The organism is Streptomyces sp. NBC_00075 (genome assembly GCF_045041225.1).
Taxonomy (GTDB): Bacteria; Actinomycetota; Actinomycetes; order Streptomycetales; family Streptomycetaceae; genus Streptomyces; species Streptomyces adonidis.
Genome location: NZ_CP108243.1, coordinates 22,519 through 44,076, shown reverse-complemented (window position 1 = coordinate 44,076; position 21,558 = coordinate 22,519). Strand labels below are relative to the sequence as shown.

General features: G+C 67.8%; 16 protein-coding genes and 2 pseudogenes. 6 read left to right on the top strand and 12 right to left on the bottom strand.

The window, feature by feature from the left end; all coding sequences use genetic code 11:
• Positions 1 to 29 precede the first annotated feature (29 nt).
• On the top strand, positions 30 to 1,241 hold the full coding sequence (locus OG787_RS00195) for a glycoside hydrolase family 1 protein (RefSeq protein ID WP_405533879.1): 1,212 nt from the start codon (positions 30 to 32) through the stop codon (positions 1,239 to 1,241).
• Between the two features lie 34 nt (positions 1,242 to 1,275).
• Here OG787_RS00195 and OG787_RS00190 read toward each other — a convergent pair.
• The 9 genes and pseudogenes from OG787_RS00190 to OG787_RS00150 all read right to left on the bottom strand — a co-directional run.
• Positions 1,276 to 1,657 (bottom strand): annotated as a pseudogene (locus OG787_RS00190) (family 43 glycosylhydrolase); the annotation flags it as partial.
• A gap of 623 nt (positions 1,658 to 2,280) precedes the next feature.
• Positions 2,281 to 3,030, bottom strand: coding sequence for a sensor histidine kinase (locus OG787_RS00185; RefSeq protein ID WP_405533878.1), 750 nt, complete (start codon positions 3,028 to 3,030; stop codon positions 2,281 to 2,283).
• 876 nt (positions 3,031 to 3,906) lie between these two features.
• The gene (locus tag OG787_RS00180) at positions 3,907 to 5,466 is read right to left on the bottom strand and encodes a carotenoid oxygenase family protein (protein WP_405533877.1); all 1,560 of its coding nucleotides are present in this window, start codon (positions 5,464 to 5,466) and stop codon (positions 3,907 to 3,909) included.
• A gap of 85 nt (positions 5,467 to 5,551) precedes the next feature.
• Complete coding sequence (locus OG787_RS00175; RefSeq protein WP_405533876.1) at positions 5,552 to 7,015, bottom strand: aldehyde dehydrogenase family protein; 1,464 nt, start codon at positions 7,013 to 7,015, stop codon at positions 5,552 to 5,554.
• 828 nt (positions 7,016 to 7,843) lie between these two features.
• Positions 7,844 to 8,632, bottom strand: a complete 789-nt coding sequence (locus OG787_RS00170; protein ID WP_405533875.1) for an IclR family transcriptional regulator — start codon at positions 8,630 to 8,632, stop codon at positions 7,844 to 7,846.
• A 44-nt stretch (positions 8,633 to 8,676) separates the two neighbouring features.
• The gene (locus OG787_RS00165) at positions 8,677 to 9,519 is read right to left on the bottom strand and encodes a fumarylacetoacetate hydrolase family protein (RefSeq protein ID WP_405533874.1); all 843 of its coding nucleotides are present in this window, start codon (positions 9,517 to 9,519) and stop codon (positions 8,677 to 8,679) included.
• Positions 9,516 to 11,288: a bifunctional 3-(3-hydroxy-phenyl)propionate/3-hydroxycinnamic acid hydroxylase gene (locus OG787_RS00160; RefSeq protein ID WP_405533873.1), complete on the bottom strand. Its 1,773-nt coding sequence runs from the start codon at positions 11,286 to 11,288 to the stop codon at positions 9,516 to 9,518. Before OG787_RS00160 ends, OG787_RS00165 begins: the two co-directional genes overlap by 4 nt.
• Positions 11,289 to 11,331: 43 nt before the next feature.
• Positions 11,332 to 11,826, bottom strand: a complete 495-nt coding sequence (locus tag OG787_RS00155) for a VOC family protein (RefSeq protein ID WP_405533872.1) — start codon at positions 11,824 to 11,826, stop codon at positions 11,332 to 11,334.
• A gap of 545 nt (positions 11,827 to 12,371) precedes the next feature.
• Positions 12,372 to 12,686 (bottom strand): hypothetical protein, encoded by a 315-nt coding sequence (locus tag OG787_RS00150; protein WP_405540815.1) that lies wholly within the window; start codon positions 12,684 to 12,686, stop codon positions 12,372 to 12,374.
• Between OG787_RS00150 and OG787_RS00145 the strand changes: the two genes are divergently transcribed.
• The 5 genes from OG787_RS00145 (at position 12,570) to OG787_RS00125 (ending at position 19,471) form a co-directional block, all read left to right on the top strand.
• Positions 12,570 to 12,848: a hypothetical protein gene (locus OG787_RS00145; RefSeq protein WP_405533871.1), complete on the top strand. Its 279-nt coding sequence runs from the start codon at positions 12,570 to 12,572 to the stop codon at positions 12,846 to 12,848. The genes OG787_RS00150 and OG787_RS00145 overlap by 117 nt on opposite strands.
• A gap of 61 nt (positions 12,849 to 12,909) precedes the next feature.
• The gene (locus OG787_RS00140; protein ID WP_405533870.1) at positions 12,910 to 13,212 is read left to right on the top strand and encodes a hypothetical protein; all 303 of its coding nucleotides are present in this window, start codon (positions 12,910 to 12,912) and stop codon (positions 13,210 to 13,212) included.
• Between the two features lie 687 nt (positions 13,213 to 13,899).
• Complete coding sequence (locus OG787_RS00135) at positions 13,900 to 15,342, top strand: carotenoid oxygenase family protein (RefSeq protein WP_405533869.1); 1,443 nt, start codon at positions 13,900 to 13,902, stop codon at positions 15,340 to 15,342.
• A 762-nt stretch (positions 15,343 to 16,104) separates the two neighbouring features.
• Positions 16,105 to 16,725 carry a TetR/AcrR family transcriptional regulator gene (locus OG787_RS00130; RefSeq protein ID WP_405533868.1) on the top strand — a complete coding sequence of 207 codons (621 nt, stop codon included), beginning with the start codon at positions 16,105 to 16,107 and terminating at the stop codon, positions 16,723 to 16,725.
• 121 nt (positions 16,726 to 16,846) lie between these two features.
• On the top strand, positions 16,847 to 19,471 hold the full coding sequence (locus OG787_RS00125) for an MMPL family transporter (RefSeq protein WP_405533867.1): 2,625 nt from the start codon (positions 16,847 to 16,849) through the stop codon (positions 19,469 to 19,471).
• A 556-nt stretch (positions 19,472 to 20,027) separates the two neighbouring features.
• Here the strand turns inward: OG787_RS00125 and OG787_RS00120 are convergent.
• From OG787_RS00120 to OG787_RS00110, 3 genes and pseudogenes are all read right to left on the bottom strand, one after another.
• Positions 20,028 to 20,600, bottom strand: coding sequence for an IclR family transcriptional regulator (locus tag OG787_RS00120; RefSeq protein ID WP_405540372.1), 573 nt, complete (start codon positions 20,598 to 20,600; stop codon positions 20,028 to 20,030).
• A 69-nt stretch (positions 20,601 to 20,669) separates the two neighbouring features.
• Positions 20,670 to 20,810, bottom strand: a pseudogene (locus OG787_RS00115) (helix-turn-helix domain-containing protein); the annotation flags it as partial.
• Positions 20,811 to 21,061: 251 nt separating this feature from the next.
• On the bottom strand, positions 21,062 to 21,301 hold the full coding sequence (locus tag OG787_RS00110) for a hypothetical protein (RefSeq protein WP_405533866.1): 240 nt from the start codon (positions 21,299 to 21,301) through the stop codon (positions 21,062 to 21,064).
• Positions 21,302 to 21,558: the final 257 nt, after the last annotated feature.

Sequence of the window (21,558 nt, the reverse complement as noted above, 5' to 3'; positions counted from 1 at the left end):
GGCCGGCGCACCTCCGGAAAGGACCATCCATGATTCCCCCCTCCCACGCTCTTCCCTTCCCCGACGGCTTCCTGTGGGGAGCCTCCACCGCCGCCCATCAGATCGAGGGCAACAACACCAACAGCGACTGGTGGGAGTTCGAACAGCGCGGTGGTTCCGCCACCATGCGCGTCGCCGAGCCCAGCGGTGACGCTGCCGACAGCTACCACCGGTGGCGCGAGGACATGGATCTGCTCGCCGGACTCGGCTTCACCGACTACCGCTTCAGTATCGAATGGGCCCGCATCGAGCCCGCCGAGGGACAGTTCTCCCGCGCAGCGCTCGCGCACTACCGGCGGATGGTCGAGGGCGCCCTCGAACGCGGCCTGCGCCCCATGGTCACCTTGCACCACTTCACCGTGCCCCGCTGGTTCGCCGAGCGCGGCGGCTGGACCGCGGACGGTGCCGCCGCTCTCTTCGAGCGGTACGTCACCGCGACCGCGCCCGTCATCGGCACCGGCGTCCGGCATGTGTGCACCATCAACGAGCCCAACATCGCCGCGGTCTTCGGTGCTGTCCCGGAGTCGGGCGCCCAGGTACCCGCCGCGGGCCTCCCGCTGCCCGACAAGGCCATCGGCGACGCCCTGATCGAGGCTCACCACCTCGCCAGGGTCGCAGTCAAGGCCCTCTCCGCCGACATCCAGGTCGGCTGGTCCGTCGCCAACCTGTCCTACCAGGCTCTGCCCGGTGCCGAGGACGTGGCCGCGGCCTACCGACACCCCCGCGAGGACGTGTTCCTGGAGGCCGCCCGCGGCGACGACTGGATCGGTGTCCAGTCCTACACCCGCACCAGGATCGGCCCGGACGGCCCCCTACCCGTGCCCGACGACGCCGAACGCACCCTCACCGGCTGGGAGTACTACCCCCAAGCCGTTGGCCACGCGCTGCGGCACACCGCCGAGATCGTCGGCGCCGTCCCGTTGATCGTCACCGAGAACGGCATCGCCACCGACGACGACAGCCGCCGCATCGACTACACCACCGGCGCGCTCCGGGAAGTCACGGCCGCTCTGGAGGACGGCCTCGACGTACGTGGCTACCTGCACTGGAGTGCCCTCGACAACTACGAGTGGGGCTCCTACAAGCCCACCTTCGGACTCATCGCCATCGACCCCCACACCTTCGAGCGCACCCCCAAACCGTCAGCTGCCTGGCTCGGCGGCCTCGGCCGCAGCCGGATGCTGCCGCGGGCCGGCTCGTAGCCACAGCCTGCGTGATACGTCCGTATTGGGGCCATGTCAGGTAGCAGGTGCCGTCGTCGTCCCACGCAAGGTCGGGGTCGGGGGCACCTGTGACGCGTACGGGGTCGCTCCAGGAGCCTGCGGGATCGTCGGCGGTGACCAACAGGTGACCGTCACCGTCAGAGATGTTCGTGGTGATCATCCAGAAACCGGCTGTCGTGGTGGCGCGGCGTGGGGGCGAAGATGCCACGCGATGCCTCGCCCCCGGCCACCGCCGGCTGCGCGGGCCGGCTCAGCACGTTCCCCATCCGGGTCCACGACCGCAAATCGGTCGACGTGAAGATCGGGACCCCGGGAGCGTACTCGAACGACGACGTGGCGAGGTAGTAAATGTCGCTGACTCGGCAGACGCTCGGGTCGGGGTGGAAACCGGGAATGAGCTGGACGCCGTGCGAGGTGCACGTGGGAACCGACCATTGCTTCCGACCACGCGCCGGCTGAAGCGCAGCCAGGAACGGTCGGACCAGCTGCCCATGCCAATGACCAGCCCACCCGGTCGTTGAGTCCTGCCGTCATCGCCCGATCCGCGCCGGGTCCCGTCGTAGGACTCCGTTAGGTCAGGGGCTGTTGTTGCTGGCCTCGCCGACCGTCAGCCCTGCCCGTGACGTCGGCCTGAGGGAACTCGTACGGCGGGCCGCTGAGCCACATTGCGCGCGATTGTCGTCACCGCAGTCAAAGCGGCGTCTCGGAGTTCTACTGGTGAATTGCACATCTGACTCGCGCCAAAAACCAACCGCCCAAGCGCGCGGCGTGCAAGGGGTAGTAGAAGATGTGACATCGCGGAGCACGACCATCACTTGACGCAAGGGATGCCCCGTTTCGCACCCTTGTGCGGCCCGTCCTCGCCGTCGAGAACAAGCACGCCGCTCGCGCCTACGCGACGGCGACATCGGAGCGGACAAACAGACAGCTGCAAGCTGTGAGGGACCACGATCCGCCGGTATCCCCCGACCATGCAGGAGGCGCTGCAGGGGCTGGTCGCCGGTGATCAGCATGGTGGTCACCGCAGGAGTTCTCCCGATGCTTCCGGCGCGGGCATTGCCTCAAGTACGACGTCCACGACCCAGCCATGGCCTGTGTCACGTGGCCCGATGATCACGGTGCCCCCGTACAGGGCGGCTCGCTGGCGGATGCCGACCAGACCGTGGCCGGACGCGTGCTCATGTGCGGTCGCCTTTGGTGGTGAGGGAGCTCCGTGAGGTATGCCGGTGTCGACGACTCGGATCCGTACCTCTCCCGCCTCTGCGATGATGTCGACCTCCGCGGCTGTGCCGGTCCCCGCGTGCCTGAGCGCGTTGGTCAGCGACTCCTGCACGATGCGGTACACGGTGAGCAGTACGCCGCTGCCCAGCGAGTCGAGACCGCCCACCGTCCGGTAGGTCACGCGCAGGCCTGCTGCGCGGACCCGGGCCAGTAGGAGGTCCAGATCCCGGATGCCGGGCTGAGAGCTGAGCGCCCTGTCCTCGTCCTGTTCCTCGTGCAGGACGCCCAGCACCCGTCGAAGCTCGCTCATGGCCTGTCGGCCGGTGTCGGCGAGGATGCGCAGGGCGTCGGTGGAGTGCTCGTTGCGGTTGGCGGCCAGGATCGCGGCGCCGTCGGCGAGGCTGACCATGACGGAGAGGTTGTGGCCGACGATGTCGTGCATCTCACCGGTAGCCCGGGAGCGCTCGGCGGCCGCGGTGAGTTGCATGCGTTGGTCCTGCTCGACCTCCAGCCGTCTCGCATGGTCCTCCAGCGCTGCCAGATACATCCGTCGGATGCGCAGTGTCAGGCCGACGGCGATGGAGGGGTTCCGATGTATTTCGGTGGCCAGGGACGATGAGGGAGCACTCGATGGCGGATTCCACGCTATGAGTGATCATCTTCCGGGTCCGTGGGCGGACTTCGCCTGATCCGGGGGTTTGCCGGCCGGCCAGGCATGACCGCCTCGCTGTGGGGCCAGGTGTCGCCGTACCGCTTCGTCAGCTCACGTACCTCGATCATGGTGTGGACCCTTCCCTTCTCGAACTCGGTCGTGGACCCTCGCGGTGTCTGCGTTCGAAGCTACGAGTGCGCCAGAGCCGAACCCTGGGACCACGGGGGAATCTTTGGCGTCGGAGTGGTATCCGAGTACCACTGGGCACCAGCCGCGGCGGGATTCATCAGCGAGGGCTCTGCGAACTCCGGGCGAATTCACAGCTTGCTGTCGAGAAGTTCCCGTCAGGGGTGGAGGAACTCAGGACCAGCGGATGGTCGCCGTACACGTAAAGAAGGCGGCGAGGCACGTATGCGGTCGTGACGGGCAGTCTCGGAACGCATGGAGAGTCCTTTCCTGGACGGCGTCGCACGAGCGATTCCGGGCCCATGAGAAATGTGGCACGGAGCAAATGGCGCGGACCTGGCTCAGGGAGGGAGGTGATCGCCCGCGGCATGTCGAGCCCCGGAGGACCTGCGCGGCCGGCTCGTCGCTCAGGTCTGGGAGCGTGCCGTCGGCCCCACACGCTCCGCGCCCACGTTCAGTCGGCGAGTGCCCCCAGCACGGTGTGGATCACGGCGCGCGGCGGACGGTTCGATTTCACGTGACGCCGGGCGTGCAACTCTCCTTCACACTGATTGTCCAGAGCGTCACACGGCCGTGCCGTTCGTCTCAGCCGACGTCGCTGCGCGAGGCCGAGACGGCACGGTCCAGGGTCGCGTGATCGGCCCAGTTGCCATGGAAGCCGAAGGGAACGCGGCTCGGGAGCTTGACCCTTGCCAGAGGAGTACGGCGCAGGTCGGCGGCGTCGTGGACGAGCAACTCGGACAACCCGGTGAGGCGGTTCCACCACAGGGTCAGCAGGTAACCATCGTCCTCCGAGGTGGCGTTCTGGCGGGGCACAAAGACGGGTTCACCAGGGCTGGTCAACGCCTCGGGACCCTCGATCACGGTCGTGGCGTCGCTCAGGAAGTCGTGCTTGGCCAGGCCGTCGCTCATGGTGTCCTCGGCCAGCGCGCGCGTGGTGACGAAGTAGCCGTAGCGGTGCTCCCGGCCGGTGTACGCGTCGTTGATCCGCGGGAACTCACCGGCGACACCGCTGGTCATCTCCTCCGTCGCCGAGCCGGTGGCCAGGTCGACGCGCCAGCGGTGGGGCAGGGACGGCGGGAACCAGGAGTGGGAGGTGACGGGGGTGTCGACGCGGTCGGCCGGAGTGCCCAGGCGGGTGATGCGGTGCCCGTCGACGATGACCTGGCCATTGCGCTCGTAGGCGTTGTAGAAGTGGGTGTTGGCCCAGTGGCCGCCCACCTCGTGCCAGGTGGCGGTGTGGGTGCGGCGGTCCATGAGCACGATCTGTACGCCGTGCGGGAGCGATGCCTCGTCCCAGACGACTCCCGGCTTTCCCTGCATGATGTGGTCCAGCCGGAACTGGGCCGGGGTGACGAAGAAGATCGCGTAATGGTCGCTGACGGCGAAGTCGTGCATCAGCACGGGCACTTTGATGTCGATGCTGTGGCTTTCCACGACGTGCCCGGTCTTCACGTCCGCCCGGTACCAGGTGATGACCGGCCCGGTCGCGGCGAAGAAGAGCATGTCGCCGCTGTCAGGGTCGATTTTGTAGTGCGCGGTGCACAGGACGTCGATGCCACCGTGGAAATCGTGGGTGCCGTACGTCTCCAGGGTCTCGGGGTGCATCGCGTACGGCAGACCGCCCTCGTAGTAGACGAGCAGGTGGTCACCGAAGACACCGACGTTGGTGTTCGCCACGTTCTTCGCGGGTGGAGCGCCCTGGGGGAGCGGACCGGGGGTGCCGCCGTTGGCGAATCCGCTGTAGACGGCCTTGCCCTGCTCGACCTCGAACTTCATGGAATCGGTCATCACCCAGCGGGTGCGGAACGCGGCCCGGCCCTCGCGCAGATAGATTCCGCACACCATGCCGTCGCCCTCCCACCAGTGATAGCGGCCGGGATCGCGAGGCTGGAAACGGGGGTTGGACGAGACCCGGAACAGAGCCCCTGCGAGGTCGGCCGGGATCTCCCCGTCCACCTCCAAGTCGTAGGCCTCGGTCTCCTCCGTCCAGGGGGTGAAGGGGCCGTCGAGGAACTTGTTGTGGTGCGCCCAGCCAGCCGCGTCCGGTGCGAGCCGCGGGGCCTGCGGCCGGAGCACGGCACGCGGCGCGATCGTCATCGGGTCGGGTGGGACCAGGCCCGGGCCGGAGGTGACTGAGGTCATCGGAGTGCTCCAGGTGCGGGTGGGAGAGTCGGTCTGCGGGAGCGGGGGTGGCCCTGGTCGGGCCGCCTTGTCTGGGAGGCCATGGTCAGAACGGGTAGCAGGGGATCTCCTGGCGGACGGTGACCCACTGCTGCTCGGTGAATGCCTCGAGGTTGGCGGCGGCGCCTCCGTGGCGGGAGCCGTTGCCGGAGTCGCCGACGCCGCCGAACGGGATGGTCGACTCGTCGTTCACGGTCTGGTCGTTGATGTGCACAAGGCCGGTCGGGATGCGGTCGGCCAGCGCCAGGCCCTTGGCCACATCGCGGGTCAGGATGCCGAGCGAGAGCCCGTACTCGCTGTCGGAGGCCAGCCGGGCGGCCTCGTCGAGATCCTGGAAGGTCACCACGGGCGCGACAGGGCCGAAGATCTCCTCCGCGTAGGCGCGGGCGGTGAGCGGGACGTCGGCCAGGACGGTGGGCCGGTAGAACAGGCCTTCATGGGTACCACCGGCAACGAGCCGTGCTCCCGTGGTGACACTGTCGGAGACCACGGCATGGACGGCCCGCAGCTGACCCTCGTCGATCATGGGGCCCATGAGGACCGTGCCGGTCATCGGATCACCCACGGGTGTGGCGTCGGCGTGCTCGGCGAGACGGGCTGTGTACTCCTCGGCGATCGACGAGTGCACGAGATGACGGCCGGCGGCCATGCAGACCTGCCCGGCGTTGAAGAAGGAGCCGAAAGCGCCCGCGGACACGGCCTTGTCGAGGTCGGCGTCGTCCAGGAGGACCAGGGCCGAGTTGCCGCCCAGCTCCAGGTGGACCCGCTTGAGCCGCTGCGCGGCTGCCGCCGCGATGGCCTTCCCCGCCCGGGTGGACCCGGTGAAGGCGATGACGGGCACGCGCGGGTGCTCCACCAGCGCCGCGCCGACTGCGGCGCCACCGGGCAGGACATGCAGGACGCCCTCGGGAAGCCCTGCCTCCTCGAAGACCCGCGCGATGGTGACACCGCCGCAGATCGCGGTGCGCGGATCGGGCTTGAGGACGACCGCGTTGCCCAGGGCCAGTGCCGGGGCCACCGCACGCATGGCCAGCAACATCGGCGCGTTGAACGGGGAGATGACACCGACCACGCCCACCGGGCGCCGCCGCGACAACGACAGACGGTCCTGGGCTGACCGGAGCACTTCACCGAAGGGAGCCGCAGCGAGTGCGGCGGCCTCGTAGCACTCCTCGGCCCCACCATCAGTCGCCTGGGTGTCCGCGAACAGCCGCGGGGCGCCCGACTCGCGCACGATCCACTCCGCAATCTCCGCCTGGTGCTTCTCGAACAGGGCCGCGGCGCGCCGCAGCACCTGCGCACGCTCCAGGTACGGGACCGCCGCCCATGCGTGTTGGGCCTGCTGCCCGTGCGCCACGGCCCGGTCCAGATCGGCGGGAGAGGCTGCGCCGACGCGGCCCAGCGTCTTTCCGGTCGCCGGCTCGGTGGAGTCGTACGGCTCACCCGAGCCCTTGACCCATCCGCCCGAGAAGATCCGCTCCTGCCAGTCGGCTGCATCGAGAAGGGTCATGGTGTTCCGTTCTGCGTAGGTGACACAGGAAGGCGCACCGTCTGCGCCGCCCCTCGGTCCCGGAGGCATCGCGCCAGGCGGCGCTGGTCACTCGGTCGGAACCCGGCTTCGGCCCGCTCGGGAATATTGGGATGTCCCGTTGGGTAGGACTCGCATCTTGATTAACAGGACATTGCTGTTGAATGTCAAGCGGTATGTCGAAGGCGGCGGCGACGGGTCGTCGTGCCGGCACCCCCAGGGTGCTTGCAGTGTCGGCTCTGGAGGGGCGCCGGAACGCGGCAAGCTTGCAGCAAGCACTGTATTTGCATGAAATATGGCGAATTGCATGATGATGAAGGTGAGTCAGGGGCCAGTCTCACCCGCTGATCCACAGATCGAGGGCGGACGGCCCTGGGATGCCCATGGGCGACGACGCATTGGGCCCACGCTTCGGGCTCCCCACCGCGTGGTGCTCAACTGCCACACCGGCGTGGTCCAGTGGATCGAGGCGTCCGACGGCTTCGCCCCGACGCACTTCTTCAACGCCTGCCAGGGACGACAGGGTGCCCGGCGCCATGGGATGGTGGCCTGCGACTGCGGCCTGGACGGGGACTCTCCGGCGGCGTGGCCACGGTCGACGCCTCGGCCCGGAGGCAACCGCCGGATACCGGGACCGCTGCCGGCGGCCCCGGTATCCGCCATGGGCGGGACACTTCCTTCAGCGAAGGCAGGAGGCCGCCACGCCTGGGAAGGTGTGCATCGCCAACGAGGGAAAGACCCCCGTTGGTTCCTTCGCTCGAGCCCGAACCACCGCAGCGTCCGTACGTCTCGTTCGGCACCGCCCGGGTGTCAGCCCCCGATGGCAGTCAGTCGCTCGCTGATCTCCCGTGCCGTCTCCTGAACCTTCCGGGCCAGCTCCGCCTCCGCCTCGGGGAACACACGAGAGGCCAAGGCCGCGATGCTCACCGCTGCCACCACCTGCTGCTGCTCGTCGCGGACGGGAGCGGCGACACCCATCACGTCGGCGTCGAGTTCGCCACGAGTGACCGAGTAGCCGGCGCGCCGGATGTGGGCCAGTCGCTGCATGAGAGTGTCGACGTCCGTGAGGGTAGCGGGAGTGAAACGGCGCAGGTCTGCTGATTCAAGAAGTCGTCGGGCTTCCTCGTCGGGGATCCAGGCCAGCAGGACGAGTGCCGCCGCACCCGCGTTGAGGGGGAGAGCGCTGCCCCTCTCGTAGGAGATGCGCACGGCGCCCGTCCCTACTTCGGCCCGATCGACGCACACGACCAGCTCTCCGGTCCGCCTGGTGAGCAGGACCGTCTCCCGCACGTCCTCGGCGAGCGTCGTCATCGCCGGGAGGGCGACTTCGGACAGGCCGTAGCTGCGGCGTGCCAGCCGTGCGATCTCCATGACGCGCAGTCCCAGCCGGAAGCCTCCACCCGGCGCCTCCTCGAGGAAGCGGCTGCTCACGAGGCTCTGGAGGTACCGGTACGCGGTCGAGCGAGCCACGCCGAGTCGCTCGGCCACAGCGGTGCCGGAGACGACGAGGTGGGTGTCGGTGAACATGAGCAGGATGTCCAGGGCCCGGTCGGCCGTGGAGTTACGCTCGCGATAGCTGGTGGACGCTGTTCCTGACATGCGAGACATCGTAACGGGTGTCGGGGCCTCATGGGCACCAGGCGTCACCATCGGTCCTTGACCACTGTATTGCGCAGTTCGCCGATCCCCTCGACGACCGTGACGAGTTCCTGCCCCGGCCGGAGAAAGACCTTGGGATCGCGGCCGGCACCCACGCCTCCCGGCGTACCCGTGGCGATCAGGTCGCCCGGCAGCAGCGTGATGATGGTGCTGACGTACGCGATGATCGCGGCGACGTCGAAGAGCAGGTCCGCCGTGTTGGACTTCTGCATCGTGGTGCCGTCCACGAGGCAGCTGATCGTCAGCCCGGACGCACCGCGCGGCAGTTCGTCCGGTGTGACGAGCGAGGGTCCCACAGGGGTGGTGGCCTCGAAGGTCTTGCCGGACAGGAACTCACGGGTGCGATGCTGCCAGTCCCGGACGGTGACGTCGTTGAGGACGGTGTAGCCCGCGACTTGCGCCAGCGCCTGGTCCGGCGACACGTGACGTGCGCGGTGTCCGATCACCACACCGAGCTCGGCCTCCCAGTCCAGGTCGTCGCTGACCGGCGGAATGTGCACGTCGTCGTAGGGTCCGATCAGAGAGCCGTCGTACTTGGCGAACAGTGTCGGATGGGCTGGGGTCGCGCGGTCCATCTCCTTGATGTGCGTGGCGTAGTTGAGGCCCAGACACACGATCTTGTTCGGGTGAGGGACGACGGGAGCGAGGGACGCGGTCGACAGGGAGATGCGGTCGCCGTCCTCGGCGGCCGCGCGTTCAGGCCAGTCGTCGCCGCTCGACAGCAGTTCGCCGACGTCGGAATAGGGCAGCAGAACGAGCTCGTCCCCTTCCTGGCGGGCAGCGACTGTGCCGCGCTCGTCGTGCAGCCGGACGGTGCTGAGCCTCATCGGGGCCCTCCTTGGGTCTTGGAAACGCTCTTGGTGACGGGGTGTGCGGTCGGTGCGGGCCGCGGTCGGACGACCTCGTGACTGATCTCCGCCGGACCGTCTGAGGCGGCAAGGGAGACATCGGGCTCTGGAGCGGGCGCGAAACGACGCAGGCTGTGCGAGACACGCTCTGACTGGTCGGCTGGGAACACGGCCGCGATCAGCCGGTCAGGGCGCACCAGCAGGAAGTGTCCCGTGAGCCCGCCGAACAGCGCCTGGAGTCGGCCGTCGGCGTCGGCTACAGCGGTGCGCCCCGGGCGGTCGCGGGGGTAGCGGTCGTCGAGGACGACCGACACCCGCTTGCCTGCGGGCAGACCGGCGTGTGCGGCAGTGTTCCAGTCGGCGTCGGTGAGGCCTACGCCCAGCAGACTCCAGCCACGGCCGAGCACATTGTCGAGCCGGGTCACCTGGAGCTGCGGACCGTGCAGGACGCGTGGCTGCGGAAGAAACGTGCCCACCGGTGACCCTTTTTTGCCGTCGAAGGGGACGATGGCGCCCGAACGAACGCGGGTGTTCGGCCGGTAGCGCATCTCGGTGAGGTACCGGCGCCCCTGCGGGGTGTGCATGGCGATGCGCACCAGCAGGTCGCGCAGCTGCGCGCGGCTGCGGCTGGTCGTCATGACGATGCGGCCGAGCCGGACCGAGAGGTCGATGACGGCCTGGGCGTGTGGGCGGCGTTCGGTGTCGTAGGTGTCGAGGAGGGTGTCTCCCGCCCGTCCGGCCAGGACGTCGGCGAGCTTCCAGCAGAGGTTGGCCGCGTCTCGCACGCCGGAGTTGAGTCCCTGGCCCGCGAAGGGCGGCATCATGTGGGCGGCGTCGCCCAGAAGAAAGCAGCGTCCGTCGCGCAGGCGGTCGGCCAGCAGTGCGTGGAACGTGTACGACACGGAGCGCTCGACCTGGTCCGGGGTGATCTCGCGATACGGCCGCAACAGCTGGCGTACCAGTTCGAACGGTGGAGGGTCGCCGGGCAGGCCCTCCCCGGGATGCAGGAGGAACTCGTAGCGGCACCGGCCGTCGCGCCCCGGAACGATGACCGTGGGGCGGCTGGGGTCTCCCATGTGCATGCCGTAGCGCTGGTCGTGGGGATCCCCCACTGTGTCGGCGACCAACCACACGTCGGGAAAGCTGCGCCCCTGCATGGGGATGGACAGCAGTTCCCGGACGGTGCTGCGTCCGCCGTCGCATCCGAGGACGTACGAGACGTCGAAGTGCTCGACCGGTTCCGTGCCATCGCTCGGCCCGATTCCGACCCGTACCCGGTCGGAGTGCTGTTCCAGCGAGAACAGCCGTGTGTGGAAACGGGTTTCGACATCGGGGCGGTGGCGCAACTCCTCGACCAGTACCCGCTCCAGGTCGGGTTGGGCGAAGGGGTTCTTGAACGGGTGCCCGAACCGCTGGTCGCCGAGGCCGCGGGCGTGCACGAGGGGTCGGCCACCGACGTCGAAGTACTTCGTTCCCGTGCCGGGCACGATGATCGGGTAGACCGCCCGGTCGATGCCGGCCGACTGCAGCGTGCGCAGCGACTCGTCGTCCAGACTGATCGCCTTGGCGTCGTCGCTCGTTGTCGGATTGCGCTCGACGACCAGGACGCGTATGCCGAGTGAGCCGAGCAAATGGGCGGCCGTGAGCCCCGTCGGACCGGCGCCGACCACGAGTACGTCGGCTTGCACCGGGGCTGCCGAAGCGAATCTTCGCCGCGGTTCCGGATGCGGTGGCTGGGGGTTGCTCATGGGTGGGACTCCAGTGGTCGGCGGCGTGTGAGGGCGCGGTGGGCTACTGGACCGGCTGATAGGCGGGACCGCCCCCGGTCAGCAGCCGCTCCACGTCGGCCATGACGTCGGCGGGCTCCTGGTCGAGGTTGAGGGTCTTGCGGAACGGCTGTCGCACGTCGCGCTCCACCCGCAGATACACCTCGTTGCGGTTGCCCTCGGGGTCGAAGAAGTAGATACCGATCGCGTTGCCGTGGGTGACTTCCTGCTGCACCTCGATGCCCTCGGCGCGGAACCGGTGGTGGAACTCGATGACCGACTCCAGAGAGTCCACCCGCCAGGACACCTGATGCGTGAGCTTGGCGCCGTCGTGGGCGGTCCGTCCGCGCTGCAGGACGAACTCGTGGTGCTCCTCCTCAGGGCAGGAGGAGAGGAAGACGATGCCCAGCTCCTCGTCCTCGTCGGTCACGGTCAGGCCGAGGACCCGCGTGTAGAAGTCGCGCATCGCGTCGAGGTCGTGAACCCAGAAACCGGTGTGGCCGAGACCAGTAATCGCCATGGCGTGTCTCCTTTTTCAGGATTATAGTTTTGTTTTACAGGACGATAGGTGGATGCCGAGCTGGACGTCAACTGTCGACGGTGGGGCGTGGGGATCCGACGAACGACCAGTGGGCCCGGCTTGAGCCGCTGCTGCCGACGGGCATCAAGCCGGGGTGGCCGCAGGTGTAGACGCGGCGGCGGCTGATGGACGGCATACGGTGGCGAACCCGGACCGGTGCTCCCTGGCGGGCCGCGCCCGAACGTTATGGCCCGAACGTTATGGGCCGTGGGACCGGGTCTATCACCTGTTCCGACGCCGGTAGCGGGACGGCGCCTGGGCGGGGATCCTCGCCCGGTTCCAGGCCGAGGTGGACGCGAAGTGATCGGCGGGCTGTCGTCCGCGGACCCACTTCGAGCGGGCCGCCTGCTCGGTCCTGGTCCCGGGGGTGGCGGTTGAGCTGCTGGCGGCTTGTTGACCTCGCTACCGCAGGAGCGTTACTGTCCTCTCTTGTGAGACGGTAGTCCTGTTGTACGGAAAATAAGTAAGGGTCCAGGTCGGGCTGCTCACGGTCTGACCGGAACGCCGACGAGGCCTTCCCTGTGGAGCTTGACGTAGTTCCCTTCGGCCACTGCGGCCTGCTCCAGCTCATGCGAGGGCCCAGGGACGGTCCGGGCCGCAGCGACACGGATGGGACCCACCTGCAGCAGCCACGGTGGATGCGGGTCGTCGCTGAGGAGTAGTTCGGGCCGGTACTGCCGGTCATGGCGTACGGCGATGTCGAGGACGCGCTCGCGCGGGCCGATGACACCCGCTTCGGACTGAACGGCTCGGTGTGCGGTGTGGAGCGCGGATCCGGAACGGGCCGCGGCGCTCGCCACCCGACTGGATTGCGGTGCGTCCTGGGTCAACCACCAACACCAAGGTCCTGCACACCATCCGCGGAGGGCCACCGAACGAAACCGCGCTTCGCCAGAGCTGAGTGTGCATGCCGACTGAACCGGGCGGCTTCGAACACCAGCCACGGCAAGCCGCGAATCTGAGTGCTCATTTGCGAACCTTCGTTCGCGTCATCCAGTGAAGATTGAGAAAGGTTGCCGGACAATGAGCGTCAATGGAAGCTGGGAAATTACCATGAAGACCCCGATGGGAACCCAGGTGCTGCAGCTGGAACTGCGGTCTGACGGTCAAACGTTGACCGGAACACAGTCGTCCATGGGCGAGAGCACCGAGATCCAGGACGGCACGGTAAACGGCGACGAGGCGGCGTGGAAGGTCGACGCGGCCAAGCCGGTGGCCATGAAAGTCACGTTCACCGCCAAGGTCGACGGAGACGAGATCTCCGGCCACGCCAAGGCCGGACTCTTTCCCAAAACGCCGTTCAGCGGCCGCCGGGCCGCCGCGTAGCGGCATGCGGCAATCCGATTGGCGGCTGCCGCCCGGCCCGTAGCGATGGCCGTCACAAGATCTGCTGCTGTAGTGCTGGACGGCCTACGGGCAGAGCTCAAGCAGGGCTCGTTCCGGCCGTTACCTGTGCGGGAGCGCAAGATTCCCAAACCGGGTGGGTCGGGAAAGGTTCGGCGGCTGGGGATTCCCGTGATCGCCGACCGGGTCGTCCAGGCCGCGCTGAAGCTGGTTCTGGACCCGGCCTTCAAGGCCGACTTCGGGCCGGTCTCATACCGGTTCCGTCCTAGGGCCTACTCAGGACGCACTTGTTGAGATCCACTTCTACGGCACCCACGGATACCCGCAGGCCGGCGAACGGAGTGGGTCACGACAAGGTCTTGCCGGGGGTGCGGAGGCGGCGCCGACAGTGGCATCAGTCATAGGGAATCCACAGATCGGGACGATGGCCCTGCCGAGAGGGACGGTAGGCCCGGAAAGCGGCACCTGACAATAGGCGCGGCTACTCGATTCACACTCACAGGAATTACTCGGGAATCACTCAGAAATTACTCACTCCACCTCGAGCCTTGCGGCTGCGCAGGGATTGACCATTTCGAGCTACCGGCTATACGGTCACTATCAGTCCCAAATGTAGGAATGATGTTCTGACATTCAGGATCGCGTCGTTCATGACAAGGAGGGGTGTCCATGTGGGACCCCAGCAACATGTTTCTCAACGGGCCTTACGCACCTTGGCGAGAAGAGGGTGAGGCATTCGATCTGGAGATCGATGGCCGGCTCCCGGACGAGCTGAGCGGTGCGCTGTTCCGGGTGGGTGCGAACCCTATGTACCGGCCTAAGGATCCGAGCCGCTACCACTGGTTCGAGGGTGACGGCATGGTCCACGCCCTCTTCCTGCGCGACGGCAGGGCGAGCTACCGCAACCGCTACGTGGAGACCGTCGGCCTACAGCGGGAGAGGCAGGAGGGTCGGTCCCTCCACGGCGGGTTCATGAACCCCAGTGAATTCCCTCTGCCGCCCGATACCTTTCCGAAAAACCTCGCCAACACGCACGTGACCCTCTTCGACAACCGCCTGCTGGTCTTCTGCGAGGCTGACGTTCCGCACGAGCTTCGGCCGGACACGTTGGAGACGGTCAGTCAGCGCTACGACTTCCACGGTGGGTTCAGCGGACCCCCCCTGACGGCCCACCACAAGATCGATCCGGCCAACGGTGACATCCTCACCTTCGGCAACAGGGGGGGTGCTGTCACCTGGTTCCGGGCCGACCGCCACGGGCAGGTCCTCGACCTTCACACGGTCGACCTGGGCGTCCCCACCTTCACCCATGACTATGTCGTCACCACCGACTACGCGATCTTCCTGGTGAATCCGGCGATGGTCCGCTTCGAGCACTATCTCAAGGGTGTCCCGTCCACGGTTTGGGAGCCGGAAACACTGGACACGTGCCGCTGGGCTGTCCTGCATCGCAGGACAGGCGAGGTGACGTGGGTCGAGGCGCCCGACGCCTTTACGGAGACCCACTTCCTCAACGCCTACCAGGACGGCTCCAAGATCGTCGTCGACGGGCACCGCACGCCCCGTTTCGGCCCCACCTGGAAGGAGCTCGAGTCGCCGCCGCCGGGCGGCGACTGGAACTGGTGGTTCAAGAACATTGTCGCCACCCCCTGGCGCTGGGAACTCGACCTCGCCACCGGGAAGACGACGGACAGCCAGGTCAACGACATCCTCGGTGAGTTCCCCCGGATCAACGATCAGCGGACCGGCCAGCGCCACCGATACGGCTACTACGCGACGACCCGGGGAACCGGCGACTGGTTCATCGACGGCCTGGCCAAGCACGACTACCTCACGGGCGAGACGTCGATGCAGACAGCCGACGGTGTGCTGACCTCCCCCAGCGAACCTGAGTTCGTGCCCCGACCCGGAGCCACGGCCGAGGACGACGGCTGGCTGCTGTCGACTTGGTGGGACCCCACCACTGACCGCAGTGAGGTCATCGTTCAGGAGGCCCAGGACTTCACAGCCGCGCCCATCGCCCGGATCAAGCTCAACCACCGAGTTCCCCTGACAACCCACGGCAGTTGGTCGGACGCCGCTGATCTCGACGCCGCCGTACGCGGCTCCTGAGTCCCCGGCATCCACGGCCGCCCCGGTGCCTGGCATCTATGACCCCACAGGGCCGGGGAAGCTGCTGTTCGCGTTCTTCGCGGCGATGGCGGAGACCGAGCGGGAGAAAGCCCGGGAGGCGACGCCGGAGGAGCTCGACACCGCGGCCCGCAAGGGCAAGCACGGCGGCCGGCCGCCGGTCGTCACCGACGACATGCTGCACACCGTGCTGCGCCACTGTTCGAACGGTGAGTCGGTCGAGCAGATCCAGCCCGACCTGATCATCCCCACCGGCAGGCGCAAGGGCCGGAGCCGATCTGGCGACTATGTGTATTTACGTCGTTCCCCGTTGAGTGCGAGTGAGGTGAATCCGCGAAGTGTGTTGCCGAGGTGTGGATGCGAACTCCGGTCAACCGGATCTCCGCTGCGAGCGACCTCGGCGAGCGTGATCGCGACGGCCTCGGCTTCCAGGCGCCCAACCTGCCCGACGCGGCTGTGCACGCCGGTCCCAACACCGACGCACCCTCCGCCAGGCGGCCCCGTGGTCTCGAGCCCGGTAGAGCGTGCCGTTGAGTGTCTCGGGTGTGGCGCCGCAGATGGGCCGCAGGTCCTGGACGTCGAAGAAGCCTTGGCCTCGCGGTCGGTCGGGACGGGCGCCATGGCTCGCGTAAGCCTGGCCGCGGGTTCTAACGTACGAAACTGTTTCGTTTTCATTCGTATTGGCGGTATGGTCACGACTGGGCGGCGATCCGTACGAAACCGTTTCGTTCACGAGGGGGTGTGGTGGTCGAGGTTGCAACGTCGAGTCGCGGTCGGATCACGCCCGAGCGCGAGGCCGAGCTGTACGCGGCTGTGCTCGATCTGCTTCGCGAGGTCGGCTACGGCTCGCTGACCATGAACGCCGTGGCCGCACGCACCCGCTCCAGCAAGGTGACGCTCTACCGCCAGTGGGGCGGCAAGGCCGAGCTGATCGTCAAGGCGATGCGTCACAAGAAGCCCGCCAGCGTCAGGGGCGTCGACACCGGATCGCTGCGGGGAGACTTCCTGGCTGCGCTGTCCATCGAGGACGACTCCGCCATGGAACGGAACTCCGCGCTGATGCGCGGCCTGATCATGGAGATACACCACAACCCTGACCTCGGGCGGGCGTTCCGGGAACTGCTCATCGAACCGGAACGGGCCGAATTCAACCGGGTGTTGCAGCGTGCCGTCGCCCGAGGCGAGATCCGTACGGACAACCCTGCGTTGGATTACGTGCCGCACATGCTCATCGGCGGCTTCTTCGCCCGCATTCTGATCGACGATCGCCCGCCGACGCGGGCGTTCCTGGCTGAGTATGCCGACGCCGTGCTTTTCCCCGCCCTCGGCGTCGGACTCTCCCCTCCTTCCAGTCCCCAGCAGTAAGCCGCTCTCCAGCCGTACCTGGCACAACCTCACCCTTGCCTCTAGGGCATGGGAGGGTCCCCACCGTCGTCGGGCCTGCCCTCTGCCCTGAACCATCCACGACTGACCGGGAGCACGTCCCGTGGCTACCTTCCTGTACAAACTCGGCCGATTCGCCTTCCGGCGACGGCACTACATCGCCTTGTTCTGGGCGGCCCTCCTGGCCGCCGCCTGCGTCGCGGCCTTCAACGCGCCCGCCGCAGGCTCATCGTCCTTCTCGATCCCCGGCATCGAGTCCCAGAAGGCCTACGACCTGCTGGCGCAGCGTTCGCCTGGCTCGAGCGCCGACGGAGGGAGCGCCAACGTCGTCTTCAAGGCTCCCGCGGGCGAGAAGATGACGGACACCGACAACAAGGCCCTCGTCGAGCAGACCGTCAAGGAACTCAGCAAGGGGCCCGAGGTCGATTCCGTCACCGACCCGTTCACGCAGCGGAACGCGGTGAGCAAGGACGGGACGATCGCCTACGCGCAGGTGAAGTACATCGCCCCGGCCAAGGAACTGGAGGACTCCACCAAGGACTTCCTGGAGAAGACGGTGGAGGAGTCCCGGGACTCCGGGGTGACCGTCGAGATCGGCGGTGACGTGCTCGACGAGTCGCCAGAGTCGGGTATCGGAGAGGTCATCGGTGTCGCAGTCGCCGCGGTCGTCCTCGTCGTCACGCTGGGCTCGCTCGTCGCGGCCGGGCTGCCGCTGCTGACCGCCCTCATCGGGGTGGGTATCGGCGTCGCGGGCATCACGACCCTCGCCAACGCGCTCGACCTCGGGGACACGACCTCCATCCTGGCCATGATGCTCGGCCTCGCCGTCGGCATCGACTACGCCCTGTTCATCCTCTCCCGCTACCGGGACGAACTGGCCGAGGGCCGCGAACGCGAGGACGCGGCCGGACGGGCCACGGGCACGGCGGGCTCGGCGGTGGTCTTCGCCGGGCTGACGGTCGTGATCGCACTCGTCGGCCTCTCGGTCGTCGACGTCCCGGTGCTGACCAAGATGGGTATCGCGGCGGCGTGCACGGTCGTGCTCGCGGTGCTGATTGCCCTCACGATGATGCCCGCGATGATCGGCTACGTGGGCCGGAAGATCCAGCCGGCGGGCAAGAAGAGCAAGCGGTTTGCCGGCAGGAAGGCGCAGGAGAACACCGAGGGCAAGCCCAACATGGGTACCCGATGGGGAAGCTTCGTCGTCCGCCGTCCTGCCGCCGTCCTGGTGCTGGGCGTGGTCGCCCTGGGGGTCATGGCCGTTCCGGTGACCCAGCTGCAGCTCGGGCTGGGCGACGACAGCACGAAGGCGGAGTCCACGACGCAGCGAAAGGCCTACGACCTCCTCTCGGAAGGCTTCGGCCCCGGCTTCAACGGCCCGCTGATGATCGTCGTCGACACGAAGGACAGCAGCGACCCGAAGGCGGCCGCCACCACGGTGACCGACGAGATCAAGGGCCTGAAGGACGTCGCGACGATCAGTCCCGCGCAGTTCAACAAGGCCGGCGACACGGCGACGATCACCGTCATACCGGACTCCAAGCCGTCCTCGACGCAGACCGAGGACCTGGTGCACGCCATCCGTGACAAGGCCGACGGCATCGAGGCCGACACGGACGCCCGGGTGCTGGTCTCCGGCACGACTGCGATGAACATCGACTTCTCGCAGAAGCTGACCGACGCGCTGGTCCCCTACCTGGCGCTGGTGGTCGGCCTTGCCTTCCTGCTTCTGATGCTGGTCTTCCGCTCGATCCTCGTCCCGCTGAAGGCTGCCCTCGGCTTCCTGTTGTCGGTGCTGGCGGCGCTGGGCGCCGTGGTCGCGGTCTTCCAGTGGGGCTGGCTGGCCGGTCTGCTCGGTGTCGAGGAAACCGGCCCGATCATGTCGATGGTGCCGATCTTCATGATCGGCGTGGTCTTCGGCCTGGCGATGGACTACGAGGTGTTCCTCGTGACCCGGATGCGCGAGGCCTACGTCCACGGCGAGGAGCCGAAGCAGGCGGTGGTGAACGGCTTCAAGCACAGCGCACGCGTGGTCACGGCCGCCGCGATCATCATGATGTGCGTCTTCGCCGGCTTCATCAGCTCCAGCTCGTCCATGATCAAAATGATGGGCGTCGGGCTGGCGGCCGCGGTCTGCTTCGACGCGTTCATCGTCCGCATGGCCATCGTCCCGGCAGTCCTCGCACTGCTCGGGAAGAGCGCCTGGTGGCTCCCCAAGTGGCTGGACCGCGCCCTGCCCAATGTGGACGTCGAGGGCGAGCGCCTACGCACACAGGACCAGCACCAGAGCGAGAACACCCAGGCTCCGTCCAACGAGCCGCAGCCGGAGCGGCAGCCGGTGCTGGTGGGCACCGGTGCCCTGCGGAAGCCGACGGAGGCCGAGCCGCAGGCCGCGTACGCCTCCACCGGGAGCGCTGACCCGGTTCCCGCGACGGGCGGGCCGTCCATCGCGGGCCAGGTGCGCGACGCGGAGGGCACGGGCGTCGACGGCGCCACGCTGACACTGACCTCCCTGACCGGGCGTCAGCTCGGCCGGACCGTCACCCGGTCCGACGGCCGGTACTCGATGCCGACGCCGGGCTCCGGCTCGTACATCCTGACCGCGGCGGCCGACGGCCATCAACCGCGGGCCGCCACCTTGGAGGTGGGCGACGGGCCGCTGGCGTACGACGTGCTGCTGGGCGGGACCAGCGGGCCGGACGACGCGGGCCTGCCGAGGGCGCGTTGATTGTTGTCACCGATATGCGCGGAGATGTGCCGGCGACGGTCAGGTCCGGTCACCCGGTTGTCTGCTCCGTCGGCGAACCGCTGGCAGTGACCCCACCGCACGCCACTTGCTGATCGTCAAAAGGCCACTTCACCCGGGGACCGGTCCCCGGGTGAAGTGGCTTACCGCTGCACCTGGCTGCATCACTGCTTAAGTGGGGCGACGAACCTGGCTGAGCTCGCCGACCAAACTGTCGACAGGGCCGAATCAGAGCTGATCAGTTCTGCGCTGACCTGTGGCTCGGTCTCGGTCTCGGCCCTGGGCTTGGACCTCGGCGCTATCGGTCAAATGCGGCGGAGGTGGCGACGGTGCGCTGCTCGGTCATGCCTCCGCCGAAACTGTCTGGCTGTTGGCTTTCCATGGCCCTGGACCACCCGGGCCGCCCGGACGCCCACGCACCCGCGTCGTCGAATGTGCGGTCGCTCGACCTCGGCGAGCCGCGGGAGCCTGCGAGTTCACCCAGGCGCGGATCGCTGTGACGGTTGGTGACTGCTGGGTCGGTAGGCGCTGTTCGCCGTCATGAGGGAGGCGGTGCGTCGTATGTGTCGGATTCGGGCAGCGTGTCGGACTGCACCGACGAGACCTGCTCCCGTGCCGTGTTGAGTGCGGCGACGATGTCTTGCTCGCGGCCACGAAAGCGAATGGCGGGAATCGGCACGGAGAGCGCCGCCAGTGTGCCGTAGGTGTCCTGGACGGCGATGGCGATGGCACACACGCCGGGAGTGCTCTCCTCCAGATCGAAGGCCATGCCTGTCCGCCGAACCTGCGTGAGTTCCTCCACAAGGGCGGCCCGTCGTCGCGTGATCGTGGAGGGGGTGAGCCGAGTCAGTCGTGCCGGGAGCAGGCGCGCGATCTCGGCATCGCTCAACTTCGCGAGGACGGCTTTGCCGTTGGCGGTGCAGTGCAGCGGCAAGCTGCTTCCCACCACCGGTACGGCACGCAATGTGTGCTGCCCCTGTATCGAATCGGTGATTCTCAGTCGGCCGGATTCCAGGACCGCGAGGTCGACGGTTTCCTCCAGGGTCTGGGCAAGGTGCTCCATCGCCGGCCGGAGCAGGGCACGAATCTCCGGTCGGCCGGCCTCGGCCAATCGCACCAATTCGGGACCGATGCGGACGCGACCCGTAGCAGAGGCTGAGCCCGGCACGCCCTCGACCTCCAGGGCGGAGACCAGCCGGTGAATCGTCGAGTGTGGGAGCCCGGTGCGTTCAGCGAGCTGGGAGAGGCTCAGTCCCTCCCGCGGCGAGGGCGCGGAGCACCGCGACAGCCCGCCCGATGATCTTGATTCCGGCTTCGCCACCGTCCTGTGCGGCGGCTTCCTTGTGTGTCGCGTCAGGTGTCACTCGCCCAGTATGCGACTGCCGCGCGGGACAACGGCGTCTCGCGTACCGGGCATTGCTGGTTGACGGGCTCGGCCTTCTTCGTTCACCTGTTGCGTTCGGGCATGCCCACGTCCTGGCGAACAACGCGGGGATCAGGACCGTACGACGATCAGCACGTTCTCGTCTCTGAACTGGATGAGCGACCTGTTGAGTGACTGGGGCCGACCGGCTACGGCGCTGCCTCGCGCGAGAGGGCCAGGAGGGTGCGCGCCTGCGGGGCACCAGCGTCGAAGAACTGCGTGGCCAGTGCGGGTGGCACGGCGGTTCCATGCATGCGGACTTCGTGGCAGCTGAAGCAGAACGCCCCCTGGAACAGCGCCAGGTCGAGAGTGTCCGTGTACGCCCGGATGCTCCAGCCCGGCGAGAAGCCGCAGCGGTGCTGCTCGCCGCCGGGTAAACCCTTGATCAAGGCCAGGACGCCGGCCGCCTCGCTCCCGATCCAGTGGGCGCCTGCCCTACCGGGATACGGGGCTCCGCGCTTTGTCGGGAGTCCGGAGATCCTTGTGGCCTCCGGATCCTTGTGGCCCCAGCAACACAGCGGTGGCTACGGCTTCGGTGGGGAGCTGCATGTGCGTAGTGTGCCCGCGTCCGGTATCGGGACTGTGCACCCGCCCCGGAGGACCGAATCGCGCACTCACAGGCCGATCGAAGCGGAGCGCCTGCCGT

What these genes read in the sequence shown, in the direction of transcription:
- OG787_RS00180 (WP_405533877.1), bottom strand. Translation starts at nt 5,466, where the DNA reads ATGACCTCAGTCACCTCCGGCCCGGGCCTGGTCCCACCCGACCCGATG.
- OG787_RS00165 (WP_405533874.1), bottom strand. Translation starts at nt 9,519, where the DNA reads ATGAGGCTCAGCACCGTCCGGCTGCACGACGAGCGCGGCACAGTCGCT.
- OG787_RS00140 (WP_405533870.1), top strand. Translation starts at nt 12,910, where the DNA reads ATGAGCGTCAATGGAAGCTGGGAAATTACCATGAAGACCCCGATGGGA.
- OG787_RS00135 (WP_405533869.1), top strand. Translation starts at nt 13,900, where the DNA reads ATGTGGGACCCCAGCAACATGTTTCTCAACGGGCCTTACGCACCTTGG.
- OG787_RS00155 (WP_405533872.1), bottom strand. Translation starts at nt 11,826, where the DNA reads ATGGCGATTACTGGTCTCGGCCACACCGGTTTCTGGGTTCACGACCTC.
- OG787_RS00170 (WP_405533875.1), bottom strand. Translation starts at nt 8,632, where the DNA reads ATGTCAGGAACAGCGTCCACCAGCTATCGCGAGCGTAACTCCACGGCC.
- OG787_RS00175 (WP_405533876.1), bottom strand. Translation starts at nt 7,015, where the DNA reads ATGACCCTTCTCGATGCAGCCGACTGGCAGGAGCGGATCTTCTCGGGC.
- OG787_RS00145 (WP_405533871.1), top strand. Translation starts at nt 12,570, where the DNA reads ATGGCGTACGGCGATGTCGAGGACGCGCTCGCGCGGGCCGATGACACC.
- OG787_RS00160 (WP_405533873.1), bottom strand. Translation starts at nt 11,288, where the DNA reads ATGAGCAACCCCCAGCCACCGCATCCGGAACCGCGGCGAAGATTCGCT.
- OG787_RS00185 (WP_405533878.1), bottom strand. Translation starts at nt 3,030, where the DNA reads ATGTATCTGGCAGCGCTGGAGGACCATGCGAGACGGCTGGAGGTCGAG.
- OG787_RS00195 (WP_405533879.1), top strand. Translation starts at nt 30, where the DNA reads ATGATTCCCCCCTCCCACGCTCTTCCCTTCCCCGACGGCTTCCTGTGG.